This is a genomic window from Chryseobacterium sp. HNCC26DJ241 (genome assembly GCF_057180505.1).
In genome coordinates this window covers 1-26,044 of the sequence record NZ_JBXUGL010000008.1, presented here as the reverse complement: position 1 = coordinate 26,044, position 26,044 = coordinate 1, and the positions used below count along the sequence as shown (strand labels likewise).

General features: G+C 32.5%; 22 protein-coding genes and 1 pseudogene. 8 read left to right on the top strand and 15 right to left on the bottom strand.

The features are described 5' to 3' along the window. Nucleotides 1-16: 16 nt before the first annotated feature. Both AC2A1C_RS06220 and AC2A1C_RS06215 read right to left on the bottom strand, forming a co-directional pair. Nucleotides 17-664 carry a GDSL-type esterase/lipase family protein gene (locus AC2A1C_RS06220; protein ID WP_484024423.1) on the bottom strand — a complete coding sequence of 216 codons (648 nt, stop codon included), beginning with the start codon at nucleotides 662-664 and terminating at the stop codon, nucleotides 17-19. Between the two features lie 62 nt (nucleotides 665-726). After that, nucleotides 727-2,202: a T9SS type A sorting domain-containing protein gene (locus tag AC2A1C_RS06215; RefSeq protein ID WP_484024422.1), complete on the bottom strand. Its 1,476-nt coding sequence runs from the start codon at nucleotides 2,200-2,202 to the stop codon at nucleotides 727-729. Between the two features lie 236 nt (nucleotides 2,203-2,438). Here AC2A1C_RS06215 and era point away from each other — a divergent pair, with 236 nt between their 5' ends. The 4 genes from era (at nucleotide 2,439) to AC2A1C_RS06195 (ending at nucleotide 5,169) form a co-directional block, all read left to right on the top strand. Beyond that, nucleotides 2,439-3,314 (top strand): GTPase Era, encoded by an 876-nt coding sequence (gene era / locus AC2A1C_RS06210; protein WP_484024420.1) that lies wholly within the window; start codon nucleotides 2,439-2,441, stop codon nucleotides 3,312-3,314. A gap of 67 nt (nucleotides 3,315-3,381) precedes the next feature. Continuing rightward, the gene (locus AC2A1C_RS06205; protein WP_484024418.1) at nucleotides 3,382-3,813 is read left to right on the top strand and encodes a DoxX family protein; all 432 of its coding nucleotides are present in this window, start codon (nucleotides 3,382-3,384) and stop codon (nucleotides 3,811-3,813) included. Nucleotides 3,814-3,865: 52 nt separating this feature from the next. Next, the gene (locus AC2A1C_RS06200; protein ID WP_484024416.1) at nucleotides 3,866-4,363 is read left to right on the top strand and encodes a hypothetical protein; all 498 of its coding nucleotides are present in this window, start codon (nucleotides 3,866-3,868) and stop codon (nucleotides 4,361-4,363) included. 20 nt (nucleotides 4,364-4,383) lie between these two features. Further along, a complete protein-coding gene (locus tag AC2A1C_RS06195; RefSeq protein ID WP_484024414.1) occupies nucleotides 4,384-5,169 on the top strand; it encodes a phosphatase PAP2 family protein in 786 nt (261 codons plus the stop codon). 155 nt (nucleotides 5,170-5,324) lie between these two features. Here AC2A1C_RS06195 and AC2A1C_RS06190 read toward each other — a convergent pair whose 3' ends face one another. After that, entirely contained in the window at nucleotides 5,325-5,669 is a 345-nt protein-coding gene (locus AC2A1C_RS06190; RefSeq protein ID WP_484024412.1) for a hypothetical protein, read from the bottom strand. Nucleotides 5,670-5,814: 145 nt separating this feature from the next. Here AC2A1C_RS06190 and AC2A1C_RS06185 point away from each other — a divergent pair, with 145 nt between their 5' ends. Then, nucleotides 5,815-6,306: a hypothetical protein gene (locus AC2A1C_RS06185; protein ID WP_484024410.1), complete on the top strand. Its 492-nt coding sequence runs from the start codon at nucleotides 5,815-5,817 to the stop codon at nucleotides 6,304-6,306. Between the two features lie 65 nt (nucleotides 6,307-6,371). Here the strand turns inward: AC2A1C_RS06185 and AC2A1C_RS06180 are convergent, their stop codons facing one another. The 9 genes from AC2A1C_RS06180 to AC2A1C_RS06140 are packed head-to-tail and all read right to left on the bottom strand — an operon-like array spanning nucleotide 6,372 to nucleotide 18,996. Then, the gene (locus tag AC2A1C_RS06180) at nucleotides 6,372-7,811 is read right to left on the bottom strand and encodes a glycoside hydrolase family 30 protein (RefSeq protein WP_484024408.1); all 1,440 of its coding nucleotides are present in this window, start codon (nucleotides 7,809-7,811) and stop codon (nucleotides 6,372-6,374) included. A gap of 10 nt (nucleotides 7,812-7,821) precedes the next feature. Further along, a complete protein-coding gene (locus AC2A1C_RS06175; RefSeq protein ID WP_484024406.1) occupies nucleotides 7,822-8,637 on the bottom strand; it encodes a glycoside hydrolase family 16 protein in 816 nt (271 codons plus the stop codon). Further along, nucleotides 8,637-10,559 (bottom strand): sialate O-acetylesterase, encoded by a 1,923-nt coding sequence (locus AC2A1C_RS06170; protein ID WP_484024404.1) that lies wholly within the window; start codon nucleotides 10,557-10,559, stop codon nucleotides 8,637-8,639. Before AC2A1C_RS06170 ends, AC2A1C_RS06175 begins: the two co-directional genes overlap by 1 nt. Continuing rightward, a complete protein-coding gene (locus AC2A1C_RS06165; RefSeq protein ID WP_484024402.1) occupies nucleotides 10,559-11,029 on the bottom strand; it encodes a YdeI/OmpD-associated family protein in 471 nt (156 codons plus the stop codon). The genes AC2A1C_RS06170 and AC2A1C_RS06165 overlap by 1 nt, the downstream gene beginning before the upstream one ends. Before the next feature lie 8 nt (nucleotides 11,030-11,037). Next, on the bottom strand, nucleotides 11,038-13,266 hold the full coding sequence (locus tag AC2A1C_RS06160) for a glycoside hydrolase family 3 N-terminal domain-containing protein (protein ID WP_484024400.1): 2,229 nt from the start codon (nucleotides 13,264-13,266) through the stop codon (nucleotides 11,038-11,040). A 17-nt stretch (nucleotides 13,267-13,283) separates the two neighbouring features. Next, on the bottom strand, nucleotides 13,284-14,732 hold the full coding sequence (locus AC2A1C_RS06155) for a glycoside hydrolase family 30 protein (protein WP_484024398.1): 1,449 nt from the start codon (nucleotides 14,730-14,732) through the stop codon (nucleotides 13,284-13,286). Further along, complete coding sequence (locus AC2A1C_RS06150; RefSeq protein ID WP_484024396.1) at nucleotides 14,732-16,195, bottom strand: RagB/SusD family nutrient uptake outer membrane protein; 1,464 nt, start codon at nucleotides 16,193-16,195, stop codon at nucleotides 14,732-14,734. Before AC2A1C_RS06150 ends, AC2A1C_RS06155 begins: the two co-directional genes overlap by 1 nt. A 17-nt stretch (nucleotides 16,196-16,212) precedes the next feature. Then, complete coding sequence (locus tag AC2A1C_RS06145) at nucleotides 16,213-18,642, bottom strand: SusC/RagA family TonB-linked outer membrane protein (protein ID WP_484024522.1); 2,430 nt, start codon at nucleotides 18,640-18,642, stop codon at nucleotides 16,213-16,215. A gap of 12 nt (nucleotides 18,643-18,654) precedes the next feature. Next, nucleotides 18,655-18,996, bottom strand: coding sequence for a TonB-dependent receptor plug domain-containing protein (locus tag AC2A1C_RS06140; RefSeq protein ID WP_484024393.1), 342 nt, complete (start codon nucleotides 18,994-18,996; stop codon nucleotides 18,655-18,657). 253 nt (nucleotides 18,997-19,249) lie between these two features. Here AC2A1C_RS06140 and AC2A1C_RS06135 point away from each other — a divergent pair, with 253 nt between their 5' ends. Both AC2A1C_RS06135 and AC2A1C_RS06130 read left to right on the top strand, forming a co-directional pair. Beyond that, complete coding sequence (locus tag AC2A1C_RS06135) at nucleotides 19,250-20,350, top strand: MFS transporter (RefSeq protein ID WP_484024391.1); 1,101 nt, start codon at nucleotides 19,250-19,252, stop codon at nucleotides 20,348-20,350. Nucleotides 20,351-20,380: 30 nt separating this feature from the next. Continuing rightward, nucleotides 20,381-21,148: an NUDIX hydrolase gene (locus AC2A1C_RS06130; protein WP_484024389.1), complete on the top strand. Its 768-nt coding sequence runs from the start codon at nucleotides 20,381-20,383 to the stop codon at nucleotides 21,146-21,148. 4 nt (nucleotides 21,149-21,152) lie between these two features. Here the strand turns inward: AC2A1C_RS06130 and AC2A1C_RS06125 are convergent, their stop codons facing one another. Continuing rightward, the gene (locus AC2A1C_RS06125) at nucleotides 21,153-21,509 is read right to left on the bottom strand and encodes a hypothetical protein (protein WP_484024387.1); all 357 of its coding nucleotides are present in this window, start codon (nucleotides 21,507-21,509) and stop codon (nucleotides 21,153-21,155) included. 80 nt (nucleotides 21,510-21,589) lie between these two features. On the opposite strand from AC2A1C_RS06125, the gene AC2A1C_RS06120 reads away from it, so the two are divergent. Continuing rightward, nucleotides 21,590-22,771, top strand: a complete 1,182-nt coding sequence (locus AC2A1C_RS06120) for an acyl-CoA dehydrogenase family protein (protein WP_484024386.1) — start codon at nucleotides 21,590-21,592, stop codon at nucleotides 22,769-22,771. A 117-nt stretch (nucleotides 22,772-22,888) separates the two neighbouring features. Here AC2A1C_RS06120 and AC2A1C_RS06115 read toward each other — a convergent pair whose 3' ends face one another. Together AC2A1C_RS06115 and AC2A1C_RS06110 are read right to left on the bottom strand one after the other, a co-directional pair. Beyond that, nucleotides 22,889-25,435 (bottom strand): phosphoenolpyruvate carboxylase, encoded by a 2,547-nt coding sequence (locus tag AC2A1C_RS06115; RefSeq protein WP_484024384.1) that lies wholly within the window; start codon nucleotides 25,433-25,435, stop codon nucleotides 22,889-22,891. 53 nt (nucleotides 25,436-25,488) lie between these two features. Then, nucleotides 25,489-26,044 (bottom strand): annotated as a pseudogene (locus tag AC2A1C_RS06110) (hypothetical protein); the annotation flags it as partial.

The following is a 26,044-nucleotide window of genomic DNA, read 5'->3' as shown; positions in this document are numbered from 1 at the left end:
CTGAGGTTTTTATGTATTATTTCAAATATGGATTCATTACTTCTGCCCAAATTTTGTAGCCTTCAGGTTTCATATGAAGCATGTCTTCGAGGAAAAGATCATTCCGTACTTTTCCATTAGAATCCTGCATTGCTACAGTAATGTCTATATAATGAGCATTTTTTTGTTTTAAAATGTATCGTTCAATTAGTTTATTTGCCTTTGCTATCTGTGGCCAAAATATTTCGCGACTTGGAGAATATTTCATAGAAACATAATCTACAGGAATATTTGGATAATATTTTCGTATTTCCTTATAAAAATTTTTAAAACGATCAAGAACCATTTTGGGTTTTATATGATTAGCAATGTCATTTTCACCGCAATAGATAATAATTTGTCTTGGATGATATGGCTCTAATAACTCTTTGGAGTATAAATTGAGATCATAAAGTGTAGAACCACCGAAACCACGATTAACAATATTTTTTCCCGGAAAATAGTCCGAAACATCCGTCCATTTTGTAAACGAGGAACTTCCTAAGAATAGGATAGCATTTTCAGAGGGTGGATTATCTTTATTTAATTTTTTAAAATTCTGAATGTCATCCCAAAAAGCAGGTTTTTCTTGTGCAAAAAGGATTATGGAAATTGTCAGAAATAGTATTGAAAGTAGCTTTTTCATAAAACTAAATTTATATAAAATTACAAAAAACCGCTTCAGGAAAGTGAAGCGGCTTTGTTTTTTTATTGTTTTAATATCTTATGAACTTCTTTTTGATTGACAGTCAGGTAATAGAGTCCCGGAGAAAGATGCTTAATATTTAAGGATGCTTTTTTCTCTGCATTTAATGTCTTGCTCAAAACTTGTTTCCCTGAAGAATCGGTAATGGAAAGTGAATTTATTTTTTCATTTCCGGAAATGTTTATCACATCATTTGCAGGATTTGGATAAGTTTTGAATGAAGATTTTGAAACTTCATTTGTGGAAAGCGATTCACTACTATATACAGCAATATCTCCCTTATTATTTTTTATTGTGAGTGTTTTTCCATCATTTGAAAGGGTATAAGTGAAAGGATTATTCGGGACAATCATCATTCCATTTTCGTTATCGCTATTTCTAGTTCCAAAGAAGTTTTCTAAATAAATAGAATTAAAAGTTGCAACTTCAGGTTGATCCCATGGATCTATAAAAGTAACAGATGTATTGTATATTTGAAATTTGTTTCCATTTTCATATAAAATAGAACTGTTCAGACTATTAAAATAATAGACTGTACAATTATCATTACCGAAACTTGCTTTTTTATCAACCAATGTTGGATAATATGTCTGATTATTGAAGGTCATACTTCTCAAATACCAATCTTTCTTAATTGCTGTTCCTTCAGTATTTGAAGTTTTATTATAGAAAGCTTTGTCTCCTTTCATATTACTAATGACAAGTTGATTGCCAGATATTTCATACGAAAAAGGATTATTGAAATATGATGCATTTCTTAAAAATTTATTGTGATAAAGAGAATCAAAGTAATTGACTTCAATATTATCATCAGCAATCAAAGTAGTAGCTCCTTCTAAAATATGAAATTTTTGGTTTTGCAAATATCCTACTGAAGACATAGTACTATTAAGATAAGAGGTGTTAAATTCAGAACTTTTAAAATTTGAACTTCCTTCTGAATAAGCAGGACTTGGTTTAGTATAGTTAGTTCCTGAAATTTCTAAAGATTCTAAAGTCCAGCTCGAAGAAGATATTTCACTCTTCGGAAAATTATATGTATAAAATACTTTTTTTCCAGAAGCATTGGTAATTACCATTTTATATCCAGTAGATGTGGAAGAAAATGAATAATTAAATTTATTTATTCCTGATGCATTTTCAGTAAAGAATTGGAAATAAATATTCTCAAAATTACTGGTTTCGGAATTTCCACAATTTGTATAGCTTTTATTTGTAGAAGTAATTATAAAGTCTTGGTTATTTGAATTAAAATTAATATTTCCCCAAATACTGGAACAAATACTTGAAAAAAATGAAAATGTAGATGTAGGCTTGAAATTAATATAATAAACTTCAGGTTCAGCAGGAGCGGCAATTACATTAAAGCCATCTACTACTGCTTTAATTTGCCAGTTTTTATTTAGTAAAATCTGGTTTTGTGCAAAAGAAAAATGGCTTATAATTAGAAAGATAAAAAATAATAAAGTTTTTTTCATAGATATAAATTTTATAATTATTTGTCAAAATTAAGAAAAACATATTAAAAATGATAGATTTTCAATATAAAATCAATAAAAAAAATGTTTTTATTACGAATTTAAAATTAAAAATAAGAAATATATTTTTTTTAATCACTACCATGTTTATGGTATTTTTCTGTTTTCTCGTTATTTATTGCCTTTAAGAGTTTATATAAAAAAGTCTTAACTTTGCATCTTATATAAATTTAAGTATGCACAAAGCAGGATTTGTAAACATTGTCGGAAAACCCAATGCAGGAAAATCAACACTTCTCAATCATCTGATGGGAGAGAAGTTGGCAATTGTTACCCAAAAAGCACAGACCACCCGTCATAGAATTTTTGGTATTTATAATGAAGACGATTTGCAAATTGTTTTTTCTGATACTCCCGGAGTTTTGGATCCGAAATACGTGCTTCAGGAAAAAATGATGGATTTTGTAAAAGATTCTTTGCAGGATGCAGATGTTTTCCTTTTTATTGTAGACGTTACAGACAAATCCGAGCCTTCAGAATTTTTAATCGAAAAACTGAACAAAATTCCTGTTCCTGTACTTTTACTTTTAAATAAAATAGACCAAACCGATCAGGAAAATCTTGAAAAAATAGTAGGAGAGTGGCATGAAAGAATTCCAAAAGCTGAGATACTTCCTATTTCTGCCCTTAATTCTTTTAATACAGATATTATCCTTCCAAAATTAAAATCTCTGCTTCCGGAAAATCCGCCTTATTACGATAAAGACCAATTCACCGACAAACCGGAACGCTTTTTTGTAAATGAAGCTGTCCGTGAAAAAATCCTTCTGAATTATGAAAAAGAAATTCCGTATTCTGTAGAGGTAGTAACAGAACAGTTTAAGGAGAAAGAAGGCATCATCTTTATTGATTCTATTATATATGTAGAGCGTGACACACAAAAAGGTATTATTATTGGGCACAAAGGTGAAGCTATTAAAAAAGTGGGAACAGAAGCAAGGCAGGATCTTGAAAAATTCTTCGGGAAAAAAATTCATCTTAATCTTTTTGTAAAAGTGAAAAAAGATTGGAGAAAAAATGAAAGAGATCTTAAAAACTTCGGATACCGCTAAAATAAATCCCTATATAAAAGCGTTTTTTCAGAAAAGTATTTTATATATTTGATGAAAATACGATGAAATGAGCTATCTTACATCTATAAAAACTAATAAGGCTTTTTGCAATATAGTTCTTTTATTAGTGAGAGTTTTTATAGGGTTCGCTATGCTTTCTCATGGCTATCCAAAACTTCAGATGCTACTTTCGGGTAAAAAAATCCTGTTTTTTAATTTTTTAGGATTAGGAGATAAGAGTACATTGATTCTTTTTGTTTTTGCTGAATTTGTTTGTTCCATATTTTTAATTTTGGGACTTTTCACAAGATTGGCAGCATTTTTCACATTTTTTACAACAGCCATTGCGTTATTGGTAATAAACAGCTCCGATAGTTTTGATAAACAAGAAATGAGTTTGCTTTATCTTTCTATTTATTTGATGATAATAGCCTTCGGATCAGGGAAATTTTCGGTAGATGGAATGATCAGTAAGCGAAAAGAAACTTCGCACTGGTAAAAATTATGCTTTTAATAACAAGGCTTTTTTATAATTTAAATATATTAATACAATGAATGACAGTTATTTAGACTCAGAATTTGATAGAGCAGATGATCTTATATCTCAAGAGTTGATAGAAGAGGGAAAAGCAGTACTCAACAGTATTTTGGAGGAAGATCCGAAATATGGAAAAGCTCATAATCACCTTGGATGGATTTATAAAACCAAGGAAAATAATCCGAGAGTTGCAGAAAATCACTACAAGCAAGCATTGGAACTTACACCGGAATATGGTGCTACTTATATGAATTATGCTTATCTTTTATCTGAAGAAAAGAGATTCGGAGAACTGGAACAACTGCTTAGAAATGCTGAAAATATTACCGATGTCAATAGAACCAATCTGGCTCGTGAATGGGGATATTATTTTGAAGATACAAAACAGTATGATAAAGCCATTGAAAAATACAAAGAATATGCTTTAACTCTTTATGACAATTCCTTGATCGAAAAAGCGAAAGAAGCTATCTTACGATGCAAGCAAAAGCTGGAAATTCTGAATTTATAGAATAAAAAAAAATCAATAAAATGCTTCAATATTTTTGGAAAATACTATGTATACTGATGGTTACTTTTGGGAGTAACATTTTTGCACAAAATATTGATTCAAGTAATGTTTCCAAAAATGACAGTCTGAGAATTTTAGAATCCCAAAATGGTAAATTCAAATATAAAAGATTAATTGTTCCTGCCATTTTGATAGGCTATGGATTTGCCAGTTTGGAGATTTCTGGTCTTAAGCAACTTAATTTTTCAACAAAATACGAAGTTTTAGAAGATAAGCTCAATAGAACAAAATTAGATAACTATACACAATTTGCACCCGCAATTCTTTTATATGGTCTTAATGAATTAGGAGTAAAAGGAGAGCACAATTTTAGAGTCAGAACTATTATATATACAACGTCTTTACTGATTACGTCTTCCTTAGTAATTCCGCTAAAGCACATTGTAAAAGAAGAAAGACCAGACAATTCTAATAATTTATCATTTCCTTCCGGTCATACTGCAATAGCTTTTGCATCTGCGCAGTTTATGTTTAGAGAATATGAAAATATAAATTTTTGGTTAAGTATTTCCGGATATTCTTTTGCAATTTTTACAGGGATTTACAGATCGATCAATAATAAACATTGGGTTGGAGATGTTGTTGCAGGAGCAGGTTTTGGAATTTTATCCACAGAGTTGGCTTATTGGCTATATCCAAAAATAAATTCAATTTTAAATTCTAAAAATAGAAATTCTCGCCAAACCATGATTTTACCATTTTACCAGCAAGGAAATTTTGGAATTGGTCTTGTAAAAAATTTTTAAACAAATTTTGAAAGTTTATTTATGCTTATCAAAATGGAGTCAATGTTTTCAAGACCTTTAAGATTTATTTGAAGAGTATGATGTAATAATGATTTATGTAAGTTAATCAAATATGATAACAAATACAATTTAACATAATATAAATTATAGGACATTTATCTCTTTTGTAAATTTAACTCAATTCCTGTTTTCAGATTCACCATAATTATTCGGTTTTTGGAAGACTCCAGTATCTTATAGTCACTATAATTAAATTCAAAAATTTCTGAACTCCAATGCAAATCATAAGGATACTTTAAAATTGTATTTTCTTCGTATGCATATCCATTTTCATTAAACCTCAAATAAACTGTTTTCAATTTCCCAGGATTTGCGAGATCTTTACTGCTTAAGATCCAAACATCATTATTGGCAACAAGATCCGATGAATTGATCTTCGTTTTTGAACAACAAATAAAAATTAAAAAAATGCCAATATATACTAAATGCTTATTCTTCATTTATACGTCACTTTATAAGATTAAATTTTTTTTAACGGATTCTCAGCGATTAGAAATTTTATAGTAAATTCTTTATTTAACATAATATTAAAATTTATTTTATTTGTAAATTGGGCTCAAATTTCAGTAATTGAAAAATAAATTTATGAAAAGAATTTTGTTTATTGCTGCATTAGTCAGCATTATTGTTAGTTGCAAAAAGAAAAACAATCAAGATGCAATTTTAAAACCTGATTTTGACAGTACCAGTGTCAATGCAACTCCAACAACAGAACCTATTGTAACGAATTGTTATGCAGCAATTTCCGAAAATGACACGCTTTTTTTATCCTATGAAGATAATTTAGGAACCATTACAGGAAAGATGTCCTTCAAAAATTCTCGAAAAGAGAATTCTAAAGGAGAATTTTCCGGATTATTGAGTGGTGATACATTAAAAATTACTTATACCTCTGAAACTGATGGCTCTTCTAAAAATCGGGAAATTTGGTTTCTTAAAAAGAAAGATGAATTGATTGAAGGAATCGGAAAATACGATGCAACCGGAGAAAATTATACCGATGCAAAAAGTGTAAAATTTGAAAATGGACATATCCTTAAAGCCGTAGATTGCAAAACAATTGAAAAAGGTCTATAATCAACAATGCAGCTCTAAAAGCTGCATTGTCTTTGAAGAAAAATAAAAATGTTAATATAAAAAAGCTATAAAATTATAGTCTGTATAGAATGTGCAGGTGCAGAAAGTTTTGCAGACATCCCTTCAATCCAAAGGTTTACATCGGTGTCTTTATCAGACTCGTTCATAATAACGGTTACTAACTGTCCGTTTTCGTTCATAAAAGCAGTGGAAATCAAATCTGCTCTGTTTGAAGAATTTCCGATTCTCTGTGCATTGGGTTTTACAAATTTTGAAACCTGCCCGATGTAATAATATTCATACGTGTAATGAACCTCTCCTGTTTTTGTATCTGCAATAATGGGCGCAAAACATAAATTCCCAACATGATTTGGACCTCCTGTTTCGTCTAAAAGAACATTCCAGTCTGTCCATAATGCGGTTCCTTTGTTGAAATCATTCAGCATATTTCTGCCGTACAATTCGCCTAAACTTACATCATAAATTTTAGAAAAATCAAACTTTTCTTTGCAACCTTCTGTGAAGGCTAAAAACTTATTGGGAAATGCTTTCTGGGTTTCTGATAAATTGTCAAAAAGCTGGGTTTTGTTATTCCATGTTTCGTACCAATGATAGCCAATTCCGGAAGCATATTTTGAAGTTTCGGGATCGCTTAAAGTAGTAGTGGCTCTTTGATAAATCAAATCTCGGTTGTGATCCCAAATGATTACTTTTTTATCTTTATACCCATTTTTCCAAAGTGTTGGTCCTAAATTCTTTTTAAGAAATTCTCCTTCTTCTTCAGCAGTGTAAATACAAGATTCCCAAGTTTGCGTTGCCATCGGTTCATTTTGGATGGTTAATCCCCAAACTTTGATGCCTCTTTTTTCATATTCGCGGATAAATTTTACATAATAATCTGCCCAAGTCTGGTAGTATTGATTTTCCAGCCTTCCTCCTTTCAGCATATTTTTGTTGGATTTCATCCATGCAGGCGGACTCCAAGGCGAAAAAAATAAAGTGAAATTATTTCCTATTAATTTTTGCGCTTCTTTTATCATCGGAATCTTATACTTTTCGTCGTGTGCAACTGAAAAAGATTTCAATGATGCATCATTATCATTCACATACGAATAAGAATCGCTTGAAAAATCGCAGGAATTCATGTTGGTACGAACCACATTATATCCCAAACCGCTTTTTCCGTAATAGGCTTCTAATATTTCTTTTTGCTTATTTTGGGGCAGTTTGTACAATGTTTCTGCAGCTGCATCAGTAATCGCTCCTCCTATTCCTACTAATTTTTGATATTTAAAATCCGGATCTACAAAAATACAGGCATCCACTTCTTTCGGTTGATCCATTTTTTCAAATTTTATGATTCCTTTATCTGCGAGTTTTTCATTGGCTTTAGAATTGGTCATAAATACTTTTGCGGTTTTCCCTGCATTTTTCTTCCAATAATTTTGCGCATTTGCATTAAAAACAACTCCAACAAAAAGACAACTTACAACTATTTTTTTCATATTTAATCTATTATTTATTTTGATAGACTCTTACATAATCTATATAAAATTTCTGTGGAAATATAGCATCATCTATTCCCTCTTTTCCACCCCAGTTTCCTCCTATTGCTAAATTAAGAATCAGGAAAAAAGGTTGGTCAAAAGGCCATGCTTCATAGGTTTTTTCTTTATTTTCGTAAGTAAAATATTTAATATTATCTACATAAATATCTATTTTTTCCGGACTCCAGTCTGCTTTATAGACGTGAAATTTTTCTGAAACATCTTTTACTTCGAGTGTGTCCGTTTTCTGGGAATTCATCACCCAATTGTATTTTTTGGTATGAACCGAAGCATGAATAAATCCCTGATGAAAACCTACATGTTCCATAATGTCCAATTCTCCATCATCCGGCCATTCTTTCATATTTTCGCTCATCATCCATATTGCAGGCCAGGTTCCGCGTCCTTTTGGAAGTTTTGCCCTCACTTCTAACGTTCCGTATTTAAAGGAATATTTTCCCCGAGTTAAAAGTCTTGCAGATGTATATTTATTTTTCTCCCAATGTTCTTTTCGGGCTTCTATGATAAGATTTCCGTTTTCTACTCGGGCATTTTCAAGGCGGTTTTTGGTATAAAACTGTGCTTCATTATTTCCATAACCGTCTCCACCTACATCGTAATTCCATTTTGAGGAATCGGGCAAACCTTTATAGTTGAACTCATCACTCCAAACCAACTTTTTCCCATCTTTTATTTGCGAAACGGAATTACAGCCTGACAATGTGAGTATTGCCATTGAAAGTCCTAATCCTATATTTTTATATGTCGATTTCTTTGGAAGCATTATTCAATCACAATTTTATATTTTTCATCTTTCGTGATGGTTTTGAAATCATCTGTTCTGAAAGGTGAAACAGGCAGTCCGTCTTCTGTAAAGAGATTGCAATCAGAATCATCACCTTTCCAGCCAAACCGTACTGCAACAGGATTTGTAACATTCTCCGAATATACTTCTACTCTATTATTTATGATTTTGGCTGTAGTAGGATAAAATTTTTGGTCGCTTCCCGCTAATTCAAAACCTTTTATATTTCCGGATTCATCTGTTGTTTTTAACTTAAATTCAGGAGCGAATGAAACAACTACCTTCTTTCCTTCTATTTTAAAATTATTTAAAACAGGACTTTTTGTACCATTATTTAAAGCCAAATTTGCCAACCTCTCTCCTACGCTTTTTTTGTTTCTGGGATGAATGTCTTTCGGATTTCCGATGTCGGTAGTTACTGCCATTCCTGTATTTTTCAGTTTCAGGGTATTGGTTTGTGCCTCCCGAAGTTCACACCAATCGCAGCCTTCGTTGCTGTTTCCTTTTGTAGTAAAAGTTGCTAATTGTACGAAATAAAATGGCAGATCTTTCCCAAATTTTTCTCTCCAAGTATTAATCAATAAAGGAAAACTTTTTTTATACTCAGTTGCTCTTTTTGCATTGCTCTCGCCTTGATACCAGATAAAACCTTTAACAGCAAAGGGAACCAAAGGTGCAATCATGCTGTTGTAGCAAAGACTTGGGAATTGGTTTTCATTAATTTTACTTTGAATTTCTTGCACAGCAAATTTCCAGTTTCCGACTAATGATAGGATGTTTTTGGCAGTTGTTAGTTTTAAATTTTCCGGATCTCCCCAAATTCCGCCACCACCTCCTGTATCGGTTACCTGAATGGCAATTACATTTTTCCCAATTTTTAATACATTTTTAGGAATGGTGTATTTTCTTATTGCATCAAACTGATTGGTTTCTCCTATTTTTACTCCATTGAAGTAGGTTACATCATTATCGTCAATCTGTCCTAAACTAAGTTGTGCATCATTTTGAATATCTTCGGCGGTAAGTTCTATGGTCTTTCTGTACCAAGCAATGCCATCGAAATCTGTTATTTGTTCTTCCCAAACTTGAGGAGCTTGGATATTGCTCATTACATTTTCATCGAAACCGAAATCTAAAAGTTCTTCTTTTTTATATTTACCAATTCCTGATTGGGTCTTATTTTCTATTAGATTTACTTTCGATTGAAGAGCCAATTTTTCCAAATCTTTTATACTGATTTTTGGCATTTTGGAAATCATGCTTTTAAAATCTTCAGAATTTTCGAAGGCTTCCCTTGGAATCCAGGTTTCTATATTGGTTCCACCCCATGAAGAATTGATAAGACCAATCGGAACTTTTGTTTTTTCATATATTTTCTTAGCAAAAAAGTATGCAACTCCCGAAAAATCCCCTACCGTAGACAGATCGGCGATTTTCCATTCTGATTTCTCTGTATTATTTTGAGGCGTGGTATTTATCTGATGAGAAATTTTTATATGCCTAATTAAAGAAAAGTCTTTCTGATTGCGTTCGTTTTCGTAGCCTTCACTTTGTGCCAAAGTCCATTCCATATTACTTTGTCCGCTACACAGCCAAACATCGCCAATTAAAATATTTTTTATGGTCAATTGGTTTTCTCCTGAAATTTTCATTTCAAAAGGTCCTCCTGCTTTTTCTTCGTTCAATACAATTTTCCAATCTCCGTTTTGGTTTGCAATTACCGACTCTGTCTGATTTTTGAAACTAACCGTAACTTTTTCATTGGGATTAGCAAAACCCCAAACCGGAATTTTGGCGTTTCTTTGTAAGACCATATTATCTGAAAAGAAAAACGGCATGGAAACATGAGCCTTTGTCATTCCAAAAACTATAACCATAATAAGTATGAGTTGTTTCTTCATTATTTTTCTTTTAGTTTTAATAGATCATCAATCACAGAGTTTATTCTTTTTATTTTGGTATCATCAGTTTTTGCGGAGTAAATCCATTTAATATGTTTTTCCTGCTCATTTTCTTTAAGGCTTAAAAAATTCTCAAATACAAAAGAATCTTCTTTAAGACAAAGCATTAATTCTTCAGGGATTTCCAAAGGAGTTTTATCTTCATATAAGACCACTTTTATTATATCTCCTGCTTCTTTTTTTATTTTTTTCCGGATTTCGGCTTTTACAGGAAGGAAAAGTTTTCCGTTTCCCATAGGTTGCAAACGATAGTTTTTGATTTCATATTCATCTATGCTTCCTCGTACTTTCACCCAGCCAAATGGTGAATTTTTATTTTGCACTATTTCCGGGATTTCTGCATACGTCCATCCTCCTTTTCCCGGTATTTTTTTTAAAAGATATTCTTTATTTACTAATGGTTTTTCCATTGTAAATTCTATTTATTCCATGTAATTCTTTTGGTCTGAACATCCTGAGAATTGGTTCCCACCATTACATCAAACTCTCCTCCTTCCCAGTCGTAATTGAGTTGGTCGTCATAAAATTTTAAATCTTCCGGAGTCAATTTAAAGTTCACGGTTTTGCTTTCTCCTTTTTTCAGGGATATTTTCTGGAAGCCTTTTAATTCTTTTACAGGATGAATCACTTTTCCATATAAATCTCTTACATAAAGTTGTACTACTTCTTCCCCATCATAATTTCCAGTGTTTGAAATAGTTACATTAATATCCAAAGTCTGATTTCCTGTAAGATTAGCAGAACTTAAGTTAAAATCCGAATATTTAAATGTAGTATAACTCAATCCGTAACCGAAAGGAAATTTTGGATCATTATCCAAATCGATATAAGCTGAAACGTAGTTTCTGTCGGTTGATTTTTGAGCTGGTCTTCCTGTATTGTAATGGTTGTAGTAAATAGGAATTTGCCCTTCTGTTCTTGGGAAAGTCATGGTAATTTTTGCACCGGGATTTACATTTCCAAACAAAACATCTGCAATAGAATTTCCGGCTTCTGTTCCTAACCACCATGTATAAAGAATAGTAGGAATGGTATCTGCAGCCCAATCAAAAACCAATGGTCTTCCTGCATTTATCATAAGAACAATCGGTTTTCCGGTTTTATAAATTTCTTTCAGTAAATCTTCCTGAACTCCGGAGAAATGAATATTACTTCTACTTTTTGCTTCTCCACTCATAGCGTGACCTTCACCTAAAGTCATAATCACAACATCCGCTTTTTTTGCAGTTTCCAGCGCTTCTGCAAACATGGATTTGTCTTGATCGTCCACATTACAGCCTTTTGCATAAAGCAAGGTCGAATTTTTGTCTAACTGGTTTTTAATTCCGTCGAATTGTGTAATAATTCTTTGAGCATCATCTTTAAAAGGAACTGACCAAAAACCGTGCATTGGAATGGTTTCTTTCCCGAAAGGTCCAATTAAAGCTATCGTTTTTGTAGATTTTGAAAGGGGTAAAATATGGTCTTTATTTTTTAGTAAAACAATACTTTTCGAGCCAAATTCTCTTCCGAATTTTCTGTTTTCGGCATTATTGGTTTGCTGTTGTTGTCTTTCGTCATTACAAAATCTGAACGGATCATCGAACAGTCCTAATTCAAATTTTTTGGTTAAAATTCTTCTTACCGCATCATCTACAAATTTTATATCTACTTTTCCGTCTTTCACTAATTTTGGAAGATCATTCATGTAGATTCTGCTTTCCATATCCATATCCGATCCTGCTAAAATTGCTTTTTCTCCGGCTTCTGCATTATTTTTTGCATATCCGTGAGCTACCATTTCGTCTATACTTCCCCAGTCTGAAACCACAAAACCTTTAAAGTTCCATTTCCCTTTCAGAAGGTCTCTCAAAATATATTTGTTGCCTGTTGCCGGAATTCCGTTGATATCATTGAAGGAGTTCATAAATGTAGCAACTCCTGCTTCTGCAGCTGCTTTGAAGGGTGGTAAATAGGTTTCGTTAAGCTGTCTCAAGCTCATATCTACAGAATTGTAATCTCTTCCACCGACTGCTGCTCCATACGCTGCAAAATGTTTTGCACAAGCCATCACCGCATCCACATTTCCAAGTCCTTTTCCCTGAAAACCTTTCACTCTTGCTTTAGAAATTTGAGTTCCCAAATAGGTGTCTTCGCCTGCTCCTTCCATTACTCTGCCCCATCTCGGATCTCTCGCAATATCTACCATCGGTGCAAATGTCCAATGGATTCCAAAAGCTGCGGCTTCAGTAGCGGCAATTCTTTCGGATTTTTCAATTAAATTCATGTCCCAAGTTGCAGCCTGACCTAAATTTACAGGAAACGTAGTTCTAAATCCATGAATAACATCCTGCCCAAAAAGCAAAGGAATTTTTAAACGGGATTGCATGGCATATTCCTGAAGCATTCTTGTTTGTGCAACAGAACGTACATTAAGAATTGATCCCAGTTTTCCTGCTTTGATAAGTGCTACTTTATCTTCATCTTTTTTCTGCAAAATGGGTCCGGTAAGATCTTCCCAATCGGAATTGAGCTGACTGAGCTGTCCTGCTTTTTCTTCCAAAGTCATTTTTGAAAGCAATTCATTTACTTTGTCATTTATACTTTTTTGAGCATAGACAGAAAAACTAAAGCTCACAATACATATCGAAAGAAGAAATTTTTTCATGAATTTTTGTTTATTTTTTAGAAAATATAGGTTGCAACTGTACCTCCATCCAAAGAAGCAGTTGCTGTTTTTCCATTATATTTGATATTGAAGTTTTGCGGGGTGTTTCCATCATTAAGCACAATAAGAGCAATTTTTCCTTGTGGTGTTTTGAATGCAACATTTCTTAAATTCCCATTTTGGGAAGAAGCAATTCTTACGGAATTTTGAGGAATAAATTTAGAAGCATGGGCTATAATGTAAAAAGCAACATTTTTTGTAAAAGTTGTGTATGAGTTCACTGTAATGGCTCCTTTACATTCTGTACAACCTCCGCTGGTATGTGGATTATACTGTGCATCATTCGCAAGGTTCCATTCCAAAGCAATTTTGCTCCAGTTTCGCATGGAGCCAATAATTACATTTCGGGTATGCCACAGCAAATCTCCTGAAAATGTTCCTGTAGAACCTGTCCATTGTTCTGTAAAATACAGATTTTTATTAGGATAAGCGTTTTTTACGGTACTTAATGCCGAAATATCTCCTGCATACAAATGAAATGCTGAACCGTCCACATATTTTGCAGCATCTGTATCTGCAAGTATGTTCATCGGATAATCAGGTTTATCGCAATTGTGATCGTAAGTTACTATTTTGGTTGCAATTCCTGCCGTCTGAAAAGCCAGTCCCAAGTAATTTTTTATAAATTCTTTTTGCTGATCCGAAGTCATCAACATACTGGGATTATTGCCTGGATGTAAAGGTTCATTTTGAGGGGTTATAGCATCTATGTTTATTCCCTCTTGTTTCATTGCCTTAATGTATTTCACAAAGTATTGTGCATACACTCCATAATACTCAGGTTTCAGACTTCCACCGATGGAATTTCCGTTGTCTTTCATCCAAACGGGAGGCGACCATGGTGTTGCAATGATTTTGATGTTGGGATTAATGGCTAAAATTTCCTTCAACATATTGATTAAAGGCTGATCTTTTGCAATACTGAAATGCGAAAGTGTAGGATCTGTTTGCCCAGAAGGCATATCGTCATACGAAAAAACATCGCTGTTTAAATCGGATGCTCCAATACTTAATCTTAGATAGCTTACACCAATTGCTGAAGATGAATTTCCAAAAACCTCCTGTAAAAGTTCTTGCCTTTTAGTCGAAGCCAAAGAATTGATAACTTGCACACTTCCACCTGTAAGTGAAAATCCAAATCCGTCAATATATTGAAATTTTTTGGTATCATCAATTTCAATATTTTGATAATTGTTTGAAGTGGTAGAAAAATTAATTACCGGTTGCTTTTGAAGTTTTACCGATTCATCTGCTTTTGTCATCCAAGATTCTATACTATTGGACGATATATGATTTTCATCTGTAGTTGCAGAATTTCTATTTCCGCAAGAATTTAAAGAAAAAATTGCTGCACCGCAAAGTGCAGCAATTTTATATAATAATTTGTATGAATGTCTATGCAACATTAATATCCGGAATTTTGAGTAAGATTTGAATTCTTATCTATCTGAGCTTGTGGAACCGGCCATAATAATCTATTTTGGTTAATATTTCCTGCATAAGAAAGAACAGTTCCATTTCCATCTTTTTGTTGAGAAAGAATTTCAACCGCTTTTCCTGTTCTCTTTAAATCAAACCAACGGTGTCCTTCAAACGCCAATTCCATTTTTCTTTCTTTTAAAATTTTATTGATAGCGTCATCAACGGAAGAAAAAGTGACATCTGCCAAACCTACTCTGCTTCTTACCAAATTAACTGTAGTTGCTGCTCCTGAAACATCTCCAGTTTTTGCTTGAGCTTCTGCTTTTAAAAGTAATATATCTGCTAATCTGAAAAGATAGAAATTTTGTTTACCATCAGTATCTCTTTGTTTATACATGAAAGGGTAATTATTGGAAGACCAAAAAGCATCTGACCAGTTTACTGTAGAAGTTGAGAACCAAACGGAAGAGGCTTTTCTTTGTGTATCACCTTCATCATTAAATGTTTTTACTAAATCATTGGAAGGAGTATTGAATTTTTTCCAATCTGTACAATAGAACATAAAAGTTCCCCATGCACCGATAGTACTTCCCCATCCTTCTCCATTGGCTTCCCAAATAGACTCTGAGTTTCCTTCATGGGCATTATCAAACAAAAATTCATATGTTGGAACTAAAGAGTATCCTTCTGCCATTACCTGATTACAATATTGTAAAGATTTAGCATAATCTGGGCTTGGTTTTGTAGCATAGGCTTTTGCTAGCATAGACAAAATAGCTCCTTTATTCACCTTAAATTTATTAGAACTTGCAGGAGCCGTAGAAATCACTGATTCTAATTCTGAAATGATAAAAGCATACACCTCAGAAACTGATTTTCTTGTAGGATATAATTGAGAATAGGCTTCATCAAAATTTTCTGACCCTACAGATGTATAGGCTTTAGTAACAATTGGATAATCTCCCCAAAGTTGAACTCCATGAAAATTAGCCAATGCTCTCATCGTTTTAGCTTCTGCTAAAATTTCAGCTTTTCTCGTGGAACTTAGATCTTTAGCCTGATCTATATAATTTATCAATAGGTTACATTTATAGATAATCCCTGAAAGGTAATTCCAATCTCTATTTACATTGGTATTGGTAGATAAAATACGGTATTCATCCTGTTGAAAATTTTGAACGTTATCTGCTCCTGCATAAGCAATATCAGTTTGAGCATCTCCGTTAAAAAAGTAATCTAACTGAAAATACTCTCCTCCAAATTCTGAATAGATGGATTTCATTTTAGATTCTGCATCTGCCGCATCTTTTACCACAATTCCTTGTGCGTCTTGTTGTTCTCTATCTGTAATTGGTTCTGTATCTAAATACCTGTTACAAGAAGTAAGTGCAAAGCTTGACATCGTAAAAGCCAATACACCAATTAAAATTTTAGTATTATGTTTCATTTTTTTAAATTAAAGAATTAAAAACTGGCTTTTAAACCAAAAATAAATGTTCTCACCTGTGGAAAAGTTCCGTAATCTATTCCTAAAACACCTTGTGTTGTTGTATAATTTACTTCTGGGTCAAATCCCGAATACTTAGTCCAAGTATGTAAATTTTGCCCTGTTACATACAGATTTAAATTACTAATTCCTTTAAATGATTTCTTGAAATTGTACCCTAAAGTTACTGCTTTTAACTTTATATAAGAACCGTCTTCTATAAAACGATCTGATATGTGTTGTGCAGTAGGTGTGCCAGCTTTTGGTACATCAGTTATTTGTCCCGGCGTTGTCCAACGATTGAGTACAGCTGTAGACTGATTTTTGAAATCACTCATTAGTTCTAAATCCAGTCTGGAAGCATTTAGAATATCATTTCCTTCAGAGCCTGTAACCAAAACGTCTAAATACCAATTTTTGTATTTAAAATTGTTAGAAAAACCAAAGGTAAAATCCGGATTTGGATTACCAATAGTGGTTCTGTCACCAGTATCAAAATAACCATTTCCATTCAAATCTTTATATAGTAATTCTCCATTCGCGGGGTTTACTTTATCTATCATATATCCGAAGAAAGCACCTACAGGTTGTCCATTTTGTAAACGTACTGCATCTTCTCCTACTGTTTCGAATGTGGCTTTATCTATAAATGGCTGATATGAACCTGTATCTATTATTTTGTTTTTATAAAAAGAAATATTAAAGTTGGTATTCCAAGTGAAGTCTTCAGTTTTAAAATTTTTGGTATCTATATTGAATTCCATCCCTTTGTTTTCCATACTTCCCGTGTTATACAGAATGTCTTGATTCGCAATAAGTTGAATTTTCATTAACAAATCTTTAGTCTTTCTTTTAAAGAAATCTGTAGACAGTTTAACTCTATTATTTAATAAACCTAAGTCGACCCCAAAATTGATATCATCTGTTGTTTCCCAAGTCAAATCATTACTGCCTGTTTGAGAATAATTCCAAACTCCAGAACCAAGAAAAGATTCCCTTTGCAAATCAAAATGAGAATAGGCAGGGATTCCCGAAACATTACCTGTTCTACCCCAACCTCCTCTCAGTTTAAGTTCTGAAATAGTTGAGTTATTTTTTAAGAAATCTTCATTAGATATTAGCCAAGACGCCGAAACCCCTGGAAAAAATCCCCATTTATTTCCCGGAGCCAAAGCAGATGCACCTGTTGCTCTCATCACTCCCATAATTGTGTACTTGTTTCCATAGGTATAGACAATCCTTCCGTAGAAAGATTCAAATCTATTTTTTTCTTTAAGAAGATTTTCAGTTTTTGTTTTAGCTAAATCATAATTAAAGGTAGTAATTCCAGATTCAAATTCCCTTCCATTGAATCTGTCTCTCTTGTAGTAAAATTCCTGAAAAGAAAAACCTCCTAATAAAGATAGATCGTGTGACTCTTTTTTGAGATTATAACTTAACGTATTTTCAAAGTTATAATTGGAGTTAGTTACATTTTCTCTAAACCCAATCCCTTTATTTTGTCTTCCATAGTTAGTCTGATATCCATCTTGGAAAACTGTTTGGTAAGAATCTGTTACATCATACGAAATAGTAGGTTTCCATGTAAGTCCTTTTATTAATTTTACTTCAAACCCCAAATTACTCATAAATCTGTTCTTGGAAGTATCATCGGTAGAAGATTGATAAGCTACAGGATTTTCCCATGAAGATTGAAAAGGATTCGGAGTAAACTGTCCCGGATTATATCCATCTTTTACAGTTCCATCAGTATTATAAACCGCAGTATCTCCACTAATGAAATTAATCTGGCTTCCATATACTGGTAAAAATCTTGGTGTAACCAGTGAAGACAATACAACACCTCCTCTTGCAGTACTTAAGTTGTCTGAAGTATTTGCTAGCTGAGTATTAAAATAATTTAAAGACGCATTTAATTTTAGCCAAGATGCTAAATCAGCATCTAAATTAATTTTAGTGGAAATTCTATCAAACTTAGATGGTTTTATTACTCCTTGAATTCCCTGATATCCAAATGATGTATATGCTCTTACTTTTTCATTTCCAAAAGAATATCCAACATTATAATTCTGATCAAATCCTGTCTGATAGATTTCGTTCTGCCAATCTGTATCAATCCCTGCATATCTTGGATTATTTGCTGTATCATAATTAGACATATTGATCTCTTTTAAAAGAGATTTATATTGATCTATATTTAAAACATCCAAAGTTTTTACTACTTTCGAAACCCCTAAATAAGCATTAAAAGAAAGTTGGCCTTTATTTGCCTTAGCTCTTTTAGTAGTGATAATTACTACCCCACTACTTCCATTTACACCATAGATCGCCGCACTTGTACCATCTTTCAAGATGGTCATATCCACAATATCATCTGGATTAATACCTGAAATATCATACGTCTGAATACCATCTACTACTTATAAAGGAGAAGTACTAGAATTCACAGAATTATTACCTCTGATCTTAATTTCCAATGCTGAACCAGGTTTTCCTGATGGTTGTACAACATTTACACCAGCAGCATTTCCTTGTAATGCTTGTCCTACATTATAAATAGGTCTATTATCAAATGCATCAGACTTAATAGTAGAAACAGCACTGGTTAGGTTTTGTTTTTTTACACCTCCATAACCAATAAGCACTACTTCCTCAATCTTTTTTTCTTTTGCGGCAGTATCTTGTTTTACCTGTGCATTTATATTTGCTGAGAAATACAATGCTGCAATAAGGCAGATACTTTTAGAATAGTTTTTGTTCATATAGTTTAATTATGTTATCTCATTTTGAGACAATAAAGATATTAATTTTTTTTTAACACAAAAAATATTTTAATTTTTTTAAACTTTTCGTTTATTTGTCTATGTTTGACGTATGAATTTTTGATTAGTGCCTTCTAATTTTGTGAATTATTAATTAACTTTTTTAATGATGGATAAGAAAATACCCGACAATTTCCAAAATTATTATCCTCTGCAACTCTCTTTTCTTATATTCTCAATGCTATTGAATTGTATGGGTATTGTAATTCTAAAATATTCAGGATCAGATATATCGTATCAAAAGTTAGGGATTTTAGAGGCTTTTAAAGATATACCTATTGCTTTAGTTTCATTGCTTTCAATCAATTTCATCAATAAAATAGGAACCAAAAATGCTTTAATGCTATCACTTTCTGTTGTTTTTATTTGTTGCATACTGCTCCCTTTTCTTGGTGAATTTTGGTTTTTCAAAATATGGTTTGTAGCAATAGGAGTATCTTTCGCTATTGCAAAGATTTCAGTTTTTGGAATAATCCGGAATAATATTAAAAGAGAAAAAGAACTTTCTAAAGTAATGAATCGTGTGGAAGCTTCGTTTATGATCGGAATTTTTTGTGTGAACTTGGGATTTGGATGGCTTCTTAGTAGCCAATATGAAAGCTACTGGAAATTTGGATTTTGGTTTATCGCATTTTTATCAGTTTTTACTTTATTTAAATTACGAAAATCAGATTATGAAGAAACTGCATCGCAAAGCCTTCAAAATTTTCGGGGAATAGGAAACATTTTCACCATGAGAAATATATTATTTTTTATAATTCTCTTTTTTATTGTATTCTTGGAACAATGTTTCAACTCATGGCTTCCTACATTCTATAAAAAAAATCTGAATGTAAATTCGTTTTACGCTTTGCAATCTAGTGCATTTCTCGCTCTTTTTTCTTTTTTGGGAAGATTTTTAACAAGCAAAATTATTGCAAAATTTTTATGGTTTCGCTATATTCTATTTTGTCTTGTTACACTCCTTGTATTGATGATTGCATCACAGTTTTTGGTAAATAATAGTGGAGAAAATATTTGGATATTGCTTATATTGTTTCCTATTCTTGGACTTTTTCTCTCACCTCTTTATCCACTTTACAACTCAAAATTTCTCATACATATTGAAAAGGAGAAAGTCAATATTTTTGTTTCTCTTATTGTGATATTTTCTTCTTTGGGTAGTTCTTTTGGTTCAATAGGGATGTCATACATTTTTGAATACGAACTTGACCGTTATTTTATTTTATTTGCTACGTTTCCTTTGGTATTAATATCCGGTTTAACATTTATTTTTTTGAAAGACTTATTTTGAGACAATAATTTTTTTTATTTTTGAAATATTATGAAGATAGATGATTCAAAAAATAAGCAATCCCTACAGGAGCTTATTGACACTAAAAATTTTGTATCGCATATTTCGGTAGACTGTGTGATTTTTGGCTTTGATAAAGAGAAATTGAAACTGAAAGTTTTACTTTTAAAATATCATGATCTGGATTTATGGTCACTTCCGGGAGGTTTTGTATTCAATGATGAAGATCTTCGGGAGGCTGCAGCAAGAGTTCTCTATGAGCGTACTCATCTCAAAAATCTTTTCTTAGCTCAGTTTCATACATTTGGAAGAATAAACAGAACCGAAAATAATGTACATCAAATTTTACTAAAAAATAAAGGAATAGAAGTTTCTCCGGATCATTGGATTTTTCAGAGATTTATTACAGTTGGGTATTGCAGTCTTATTGACTATACTTTAGTACAAACACTTCCTGATTCCTTTAATGAAACCTGCGAATGGTTTTACGTAGATCAATTACCCAAAATGGCTTTCGATCATAAAAGGATCATAGAAATTGGTCTAAAATATCTTCAAAAAAATATTGATACACAGCTTGTTGCATACAATCTTTTGCCGGAAAAATTTACGATGAATGATTTGCAGAATCTTTATGAAATTGTATTAGGAGAAAAATTCAGGAGAAATAATTTCCAACGAAAAATGCTAAGTCTTAATACATTAGAACGCCTTGAAAAATTTTATAGTGGTTCCGCAAATAAAGCGCCTTATCTCTATAAATTCAAAGAAAGTGAAATAAATTTTCAGGATTACTAAAGTATTATTCCATAGTTTCTTTGTACAAAATAATTTTGGATCCGCTTTTCGTATCCGTTATTTTCATTTTTCTCGCACTTATTTCGTTTACCATATATAGATGGCCATCCATTTCAAACTCTTTATAGTCTGCGGACATACTCCATTTATATTTTGAAGCAGTGTTTTCTTCATAAACATATCCATCTTTTTTAAATTTTAATCTCATTATTTCGGGATTTTCAGCATTTTCATTTTGAAATATCCATGTAGAATCATCCAATGTCATCCATGTTTCTGTTGTTGTTTTTTTATTTTGACAATTAATGATCAGCATAAAGCCAATAAGAGCTAAGAATTTTAAATATTTAAAAAATTTCATAAATGGCATTTTAGATTCTTTTTCGTAAAAATAAATTTTTTTGATTAATCGGAAAACTTTATTTTAGGCAAAAAAATTTCATGTCATATTATCCTCTTACTTCTATCCCAGATTATTACGGAATAGATTCTTTACTTACCGATGAACACAAGCTTATTCGTCAATCTGTAAGAGATTGGGTAGAAAGTTTTGTGATGCCAAAAATAGATGAAGCTGCTCAAAATCACACCGATTTGCCAAATCTGATGAAAGAATTGGGAAAAATCGGAGCTTTGGGACCTTACATTCCTGAAGAATATGGAGGTTCTGGTCTAGATCAGATTTCTTATGGACTTATTATGCAGGAATTGGAAAGAGGAGATTCGGCTGTGCGTTCTGCTGCTTCAGTACAAAGTTCGCTTGTAATGTTTCCAATTAATGAGTTTGGTTCTGAAGAGCAGAAAAGAAAATATCTTCCAAAATTAGCAGCCGGAGAAATTATAGGTTCTTTCGGATTAACAGAGCCCAATCATGGTTCTGATCCCGGTTCTATGGAGACTAATTTCAAAGATATGGGAGATCATTATCTATTGAACGGAGCAAAAATGTGGATCACTAATTCCCCACTTTGTGATATAGCTGTAGTATGGGCAAAAAATGAAGAAGGAAAAGTTCACGGACTAATTGTGGAACGTGGAATGGAAGGTTTTACTACTCCTGAAACTCATAACAAATGGAGTCTTCGTGCTTCAAAAACCGGAGAACTTGTATTTCATAATGTAAAAGTCCCAAAAGAAAACCTCTTGCCTAATGTTTCCGGATTAAAAGGGCCACTTTCTTGTCTTAATTCTGCTCGTTACGGAATTTCTTGGGGAGTAATTGGTGCTGCGATTGATTGCTATTGTACTGCTCTACAATATTCTAAAGAAAGAAAACAATTTGGAAAACCAATTGCGTCTTATCAGCTTCAACAGAAAAAATTGGCTGAATTTGTAACAGAAATTACAAAAGCACAATTGCTATGTCTTCAATTGGGAAATCTTAAGAATGATCACAAAGCTACTCCATCTCAGATTTCAATGGCAAAAAGAAACAATGTAAAAATGGCGATAGATATTGCAAGAGATTCCCGTCAAATTCTTGGCGGAATGGGAATTATGGGCGAATTTCCGATGATGCGTCACGCTGCCAATCTGGAATCTGTAATTACCTATGAAGGAACACACGATATTCATCTCCTGATTACCGGATTGGATATAACGGGAATCAATGCGTTTTCTTAAATAATTTTTGAAAATTTATAAAAACAAACGTCTTACGTTTGAGAATGCTTAAATTTTTGAAAATAATAAAATTGAACGCGCCTTTTGGCGCGTTTCTACATTTATGGATAGTTATTTTTAGGCTGAATTTCTACTTGCATTGATATTTCCGAATAATGAACGCATAACCAATTTTTCGTATGCTTCCCTATTTCCCTCATTCTTCTGAATTTTCATTAAGGCATATTGCTGAATGCTTAAAAGCGGTAATACAATTTTCTCCCTGATTTTTACAGATTTTCTGGAAAGCGGCTCTTCTTCCTGAAGCATTGTATAGCCAGTAAGTTCCAGCATCATTTCTTTAGAAAGTTGGAATTCGTCAAACAATATATTCCAGAATTCTCCAAATTTTTCATTGTTTTTCATGTAATATGTCAATGGAAAATAGGTTTTGTTCATACTCATCATTGAGTTGAGTACGAGCGTTTTAAAGAAATCTGAGTTTTTATATAAATCTTTTATTTCGTGGAATCTTCCTTGTTTTTTTAATTCTTCTAAAGCAGTTCCGAAACCATAAAATCCGGGAATATTTTGCTTCAGCAAACTCCATGAACCTACAAACGGAATTGCCCGCAAATCTTCAAATTTTAGTTCATTATCTCCTCCTCTTTTGGATGGGCGGCTTCCGATATTGGTTCGTCCGTAATATTCCAAAGTACTCATTTCCTGAAGATAAGGTACAAATTTCGGATTCGCCTTTAATTCAGAATATTTTCTGAAACTGATTTCAGCCAGCTCATTGATTAATTCTCGATCTTTTTTAGCCAAATCTTTTTTTGAACTTTTAAAAATATCATTCTCAATTCCGGCAGTAAGAAGTTGTTCAAAATTATATTTTGCCTGATCTTTATTTCCGAAAACAGAGGTAATGGTCTGTCCCTGAATCGTTAATTCAATTTTGTTATTAGCAATTGTATTTCCCTGCGAAGCGTAGAAATCGTGGGTTTTTCCGCCTCCTCTTGCTGGTGGACCGCCTCTTCCATCAAAGAAAATTACTTTTACACCATTCTCTTCAGAAATTTTTGTAAGCCTTTCTTTAGAAGTATAGATTTCCCAATTGGCTTTCAGATAACCACCATCTTTGGTTCCATCGGAAAATCCAAGCATAATGGTTTGGTAATTTCCCCGCCTTTCCAAATGTTTTTTATAAACCGGAAGCTGATATAATTCCTGCATTACATTTTCCGAATTGGCAAGACCTTCCATCGTTTCAAAAAGCGGAACAATATCCATATTGATTTCTTCATCTTTGTAGCCACACATTTTGAACAAAGCAAAAACATTCAAAACATCTTTTACTTCATCGGAATTTGAGATAATGTATCGGTTCATTCCACGTTCTCCGTTTCTTTTTTGAATGGTTTTTACATGTATTACATTTTTTATGGTATCATTTGTAATGCCTTCAAATTCGTCAGGATTTAGGATAATATTGGTTTCCAGCATCCATTTCAGTTTTTGTTCTGTGGAAAGCTCATTTACATCCAAGCCGGATTTTTTGGAAATAATTTCATCAATTACATTTTGGTGAATTCTACTATCTTGGCGAATATCCAAAGTAGCGAAATGTGTCCCAAAAATTCTCACCCGATCACGATAATCATCCAACAAATTTTTGAATAATCCATTATGGTTTTCCGTCAAAATTTTATCAGCTGCATCTAGTTTTTTTAGGATATCTTCTGAAGTAATTTCTACTTCTTCCTTGAAGATGGCATCATACAAATCATGGCTCAAATCTTCCAAAACTGCTGAAACACCTCGAAAACTCAATCTTCTTCTTAATGTTTTCAGATTTCCGTAATAGCATTTCAGAATACTGGTACGAAGTTCTGCCGCTACCTGAAGCGTAGTTTCTGCTGTTACAAAAGGATTTCCGTCTCGGTCTCCACCCGGCCAAAAACCTAACTGAATAATATCCTGATGCGGAACAAAATCTTTGGTTTCAAAAATATTTTTGATTTTTTTGTAAAGTTCACCAATCGTTTCATAATACACATAACGCAGATAATAAATGATGCTCATGGCTTCATCTAAAGGAGTTGGGCGTTCTTTGTTTACAAAAGGAGTTTTCCCGAGCTGTTGCAAAAGCATATCAATATTCGTGACAGAATCTTCCATAATGGCTGTTCTCAAATCATGGATAATCCGCTGAACAGAATTAGGATAAAATTGAGTTGGGTGAGCCGTAAAAACCACTTTTATAGCAAAATCTTTCAGTTTTTCACGAGCTTTTTCCAGTTCATGTTCCTGAAGACTTCTTTCGTATAGCTGATTTACAGTTCCTGCATCACTTTCAGAATGCAACTTGCTGAATGCCGCATCTTCAATACTATCAAAAAGCACCACTTGTCTCTCTATATATTGCACAATTTTGAAAAGAAGCTCCAGTTTCTGATCTTCTGTTTTCAGATTGGTATGTTTTGCAAAAAAAGTTTCTATAATTTCTTCGGGACTTTTGCCTTCTTTTTCATATCCTTCCTTACTTTCTTCATACAAAAACGGAAGGAGCATCCCAATATTCGTCATTTTATCGTACGGCAAACTCATGAACAATGAGTTGTAAATCTGAAATTTATTCTCTACAATCTGCCGAAATTTTTCTGTTCTTTGGTTGTTTATCATAGAACAAATTTAAGATTTTAGAATATTAAAAGTATTTTGTATTCTAAAAAATTCTAAGAAGTAAACGTTTTTGTCAGCTCTAACTTAAAAGTTGTACCGTCCGATTTTATTTCTAATAAGTATTTTTGATTTTCTGATAGTTTATAATAAATTTCTTTAAATCCTTTTATATAAAACACTCCTCTCCTGAAAAAGGATTTATACAAATCAATAGTTGTATTACCAAAATCAAAAGAAAGTGTGTTAAAATTATTTTCATTTTTAGTAATATATCTCGTCTGGTTTCCGTTTATAAATATAGATTGAGGGATGTTTTTTAATTGGGTAGCGTATACTTTATTTGATACAAAAAATTCTATATCCAAGCATTTCTGAAAAAACCATATTTTGATTTTTTCATTAAAAAGAAAATCTAACTTTGAGAAAAATCCCTTTTTACGAATCAGGTACTTGTCAATATAAAATTGACTGGGAACTTCTTCCCAATTTCGTTTTAGGGAAAATAAATTTCCTTTATATAATATTAAATGATAAAATAAAACTTCAAATTCATTTTTGAAAGATAAAAATCCGTTATCCCAATATAATTTCCCAGGTAAACCTTCTATA

Bases quoted from the DNA above. Each gene is read 5' to 3' on its own strand.
- AC2A1C_RS06220 (WP_484024423.1), bottom strand. From the start codon at position 664: ATGAAAAAGCTACTTTCAATACTATTTCTGACAATTTCCATAATCCTT.
- AC2A1C_RS06215 (WP_484024422.1), bottom strand. From the start codon at position 2,202: ATGAAAAAAACTTTATTATTTTTTATCTTTCTAATTATAAGCCATTTT.
- era (WP_484024420.1), top strand. From the start codon at position 2,439: ATGCACAAAGCAGGATTTGTAAACATTGTCGGAAAACCCAATGCAGGA.
- AC2A1C_RS06205 (WP_484024418.1), top strand. From the start codon at position 3,382: ATGAGCTATCTTACATCTATAAAAACTAATAAGGCTTTTTGCAATATA.
- AC2A1C_RS06200 (WP_484024416.1), top strand. From the start codon at position 3,866: ATGAATGACAGTTATTTAGACTCAGAATTTGATAGAGCAGATGATCTT.
- AC2A1C_RS06195 (WP_484024414.1), top strand. From the start codon at position 4,384: ATGCTTCAATATTTTTGGAAAATACTATGTATACTGATGGTTACTTTT.
- AC2A1C_RS06190 (WP_484024412.1), bottom strand. From the start codon at position 5,669: ATGAAGAATAAGCATTTAGTATATATTGGCATTTTTTTAATTTTTATT.
- AC2A1C_RS06185 (WP_484024410.1), top strand. From the start codon at position 5,815: ATGAAAAGAATTTTGTTTATTGCTGCATTAGTCAGCATTATTGTTAGT.
- AC2A1C_RS06180 (WP_484024408.1), bottom strand. From the start codon at position 7,811: ATGAAAAAAATAGTTGTAAGTTGTCTTTTTGTTGGAGTTGTTTTTAAT.
- AC2A1C_RS06175 (WP_484024406.1), bottom strand. From the start codon at position 8,637: ATGCTTCCAAAGAAATCGACATATAAAAATATAGGATTAGGACTTTCA.
- AC2A1C_RS06170 (WP_484024404.1), bottom strand. From the start codon at position 10,559: ATGAAGAAACAACTCATACTTATTATGGTTATAGTTTTTGGAATGACA.
- AC2A1C_RS06165 (WP_484024402.1), bottom strand. From the start codon at position 11,029: ATGGAAAAACCATTAGTAAATAAAGAATATCTTTTAAAAAAAATACCG.
- AC2A1C_RS06160 (WP_484024400.1), bottom strand. From the start codon at position 13,266: ATGAAAAAATTTCTTCTTTCGATATGTATTGTGAGCTTTAGTTTTTCT.
- AC2A1C_RS06155 (WP_484024398.1), bottom strand. From the start codon at position 14,732: ATGTTGCATAGACATTCATACAAATTATTATATAAAATTGCTGCACTT.
- AC2A1C_RS06150 (WP_484024396.1), bottom strand. From the start codon at position 16,195: ATGAAACATAATACTAAAATTTTAATTGGTGTATTGGCTTTTACGATG.
- AC2A1C_RS06140 (WP_484024393.1), bottom strand. From the start codon at position 18,996: ATGAACAAAAACTATTCTAAAAGTATCTGCCTTATTGCAGCATTGTAT.
- AC2A1C_RS06135 (WP_484024391.1), top strand. From the start codon at position 19,250: ATGGGTATTGTAATTCTAAAATATTCAGGATCAGATATATCGTATCAA.
- AC2A1C_RS06130 (WP_484024389.1), top strand. From the start codon at position 20,381: ATGAAGATAGATGATTCAAAAAATAAGCAATCCCTACAGGAGCTTATT.
- AC2A1C_RS06125 (WP_484024387.1), bottom strand. From the start codon at position 21,509: ATGAAATTTTTTAAATATTTAAAATTCTTAGCTCTTATTGGCTTTATG.
- AC2A1C_RS06120 (WP_484024386.1), top strand. From the start codon at position 21,590: ATGTCATATTATCCTCTTACTTCTATCCCAGATTATTACGGAATAGAT.
- AC2A1C_RS06115 (WP_484024384.1), bottom strand. From the start codon at position 25,435: ATGATAAACAACCAAAGAACAGAAAAATTTCGGCAGATTGTAGAGAAT.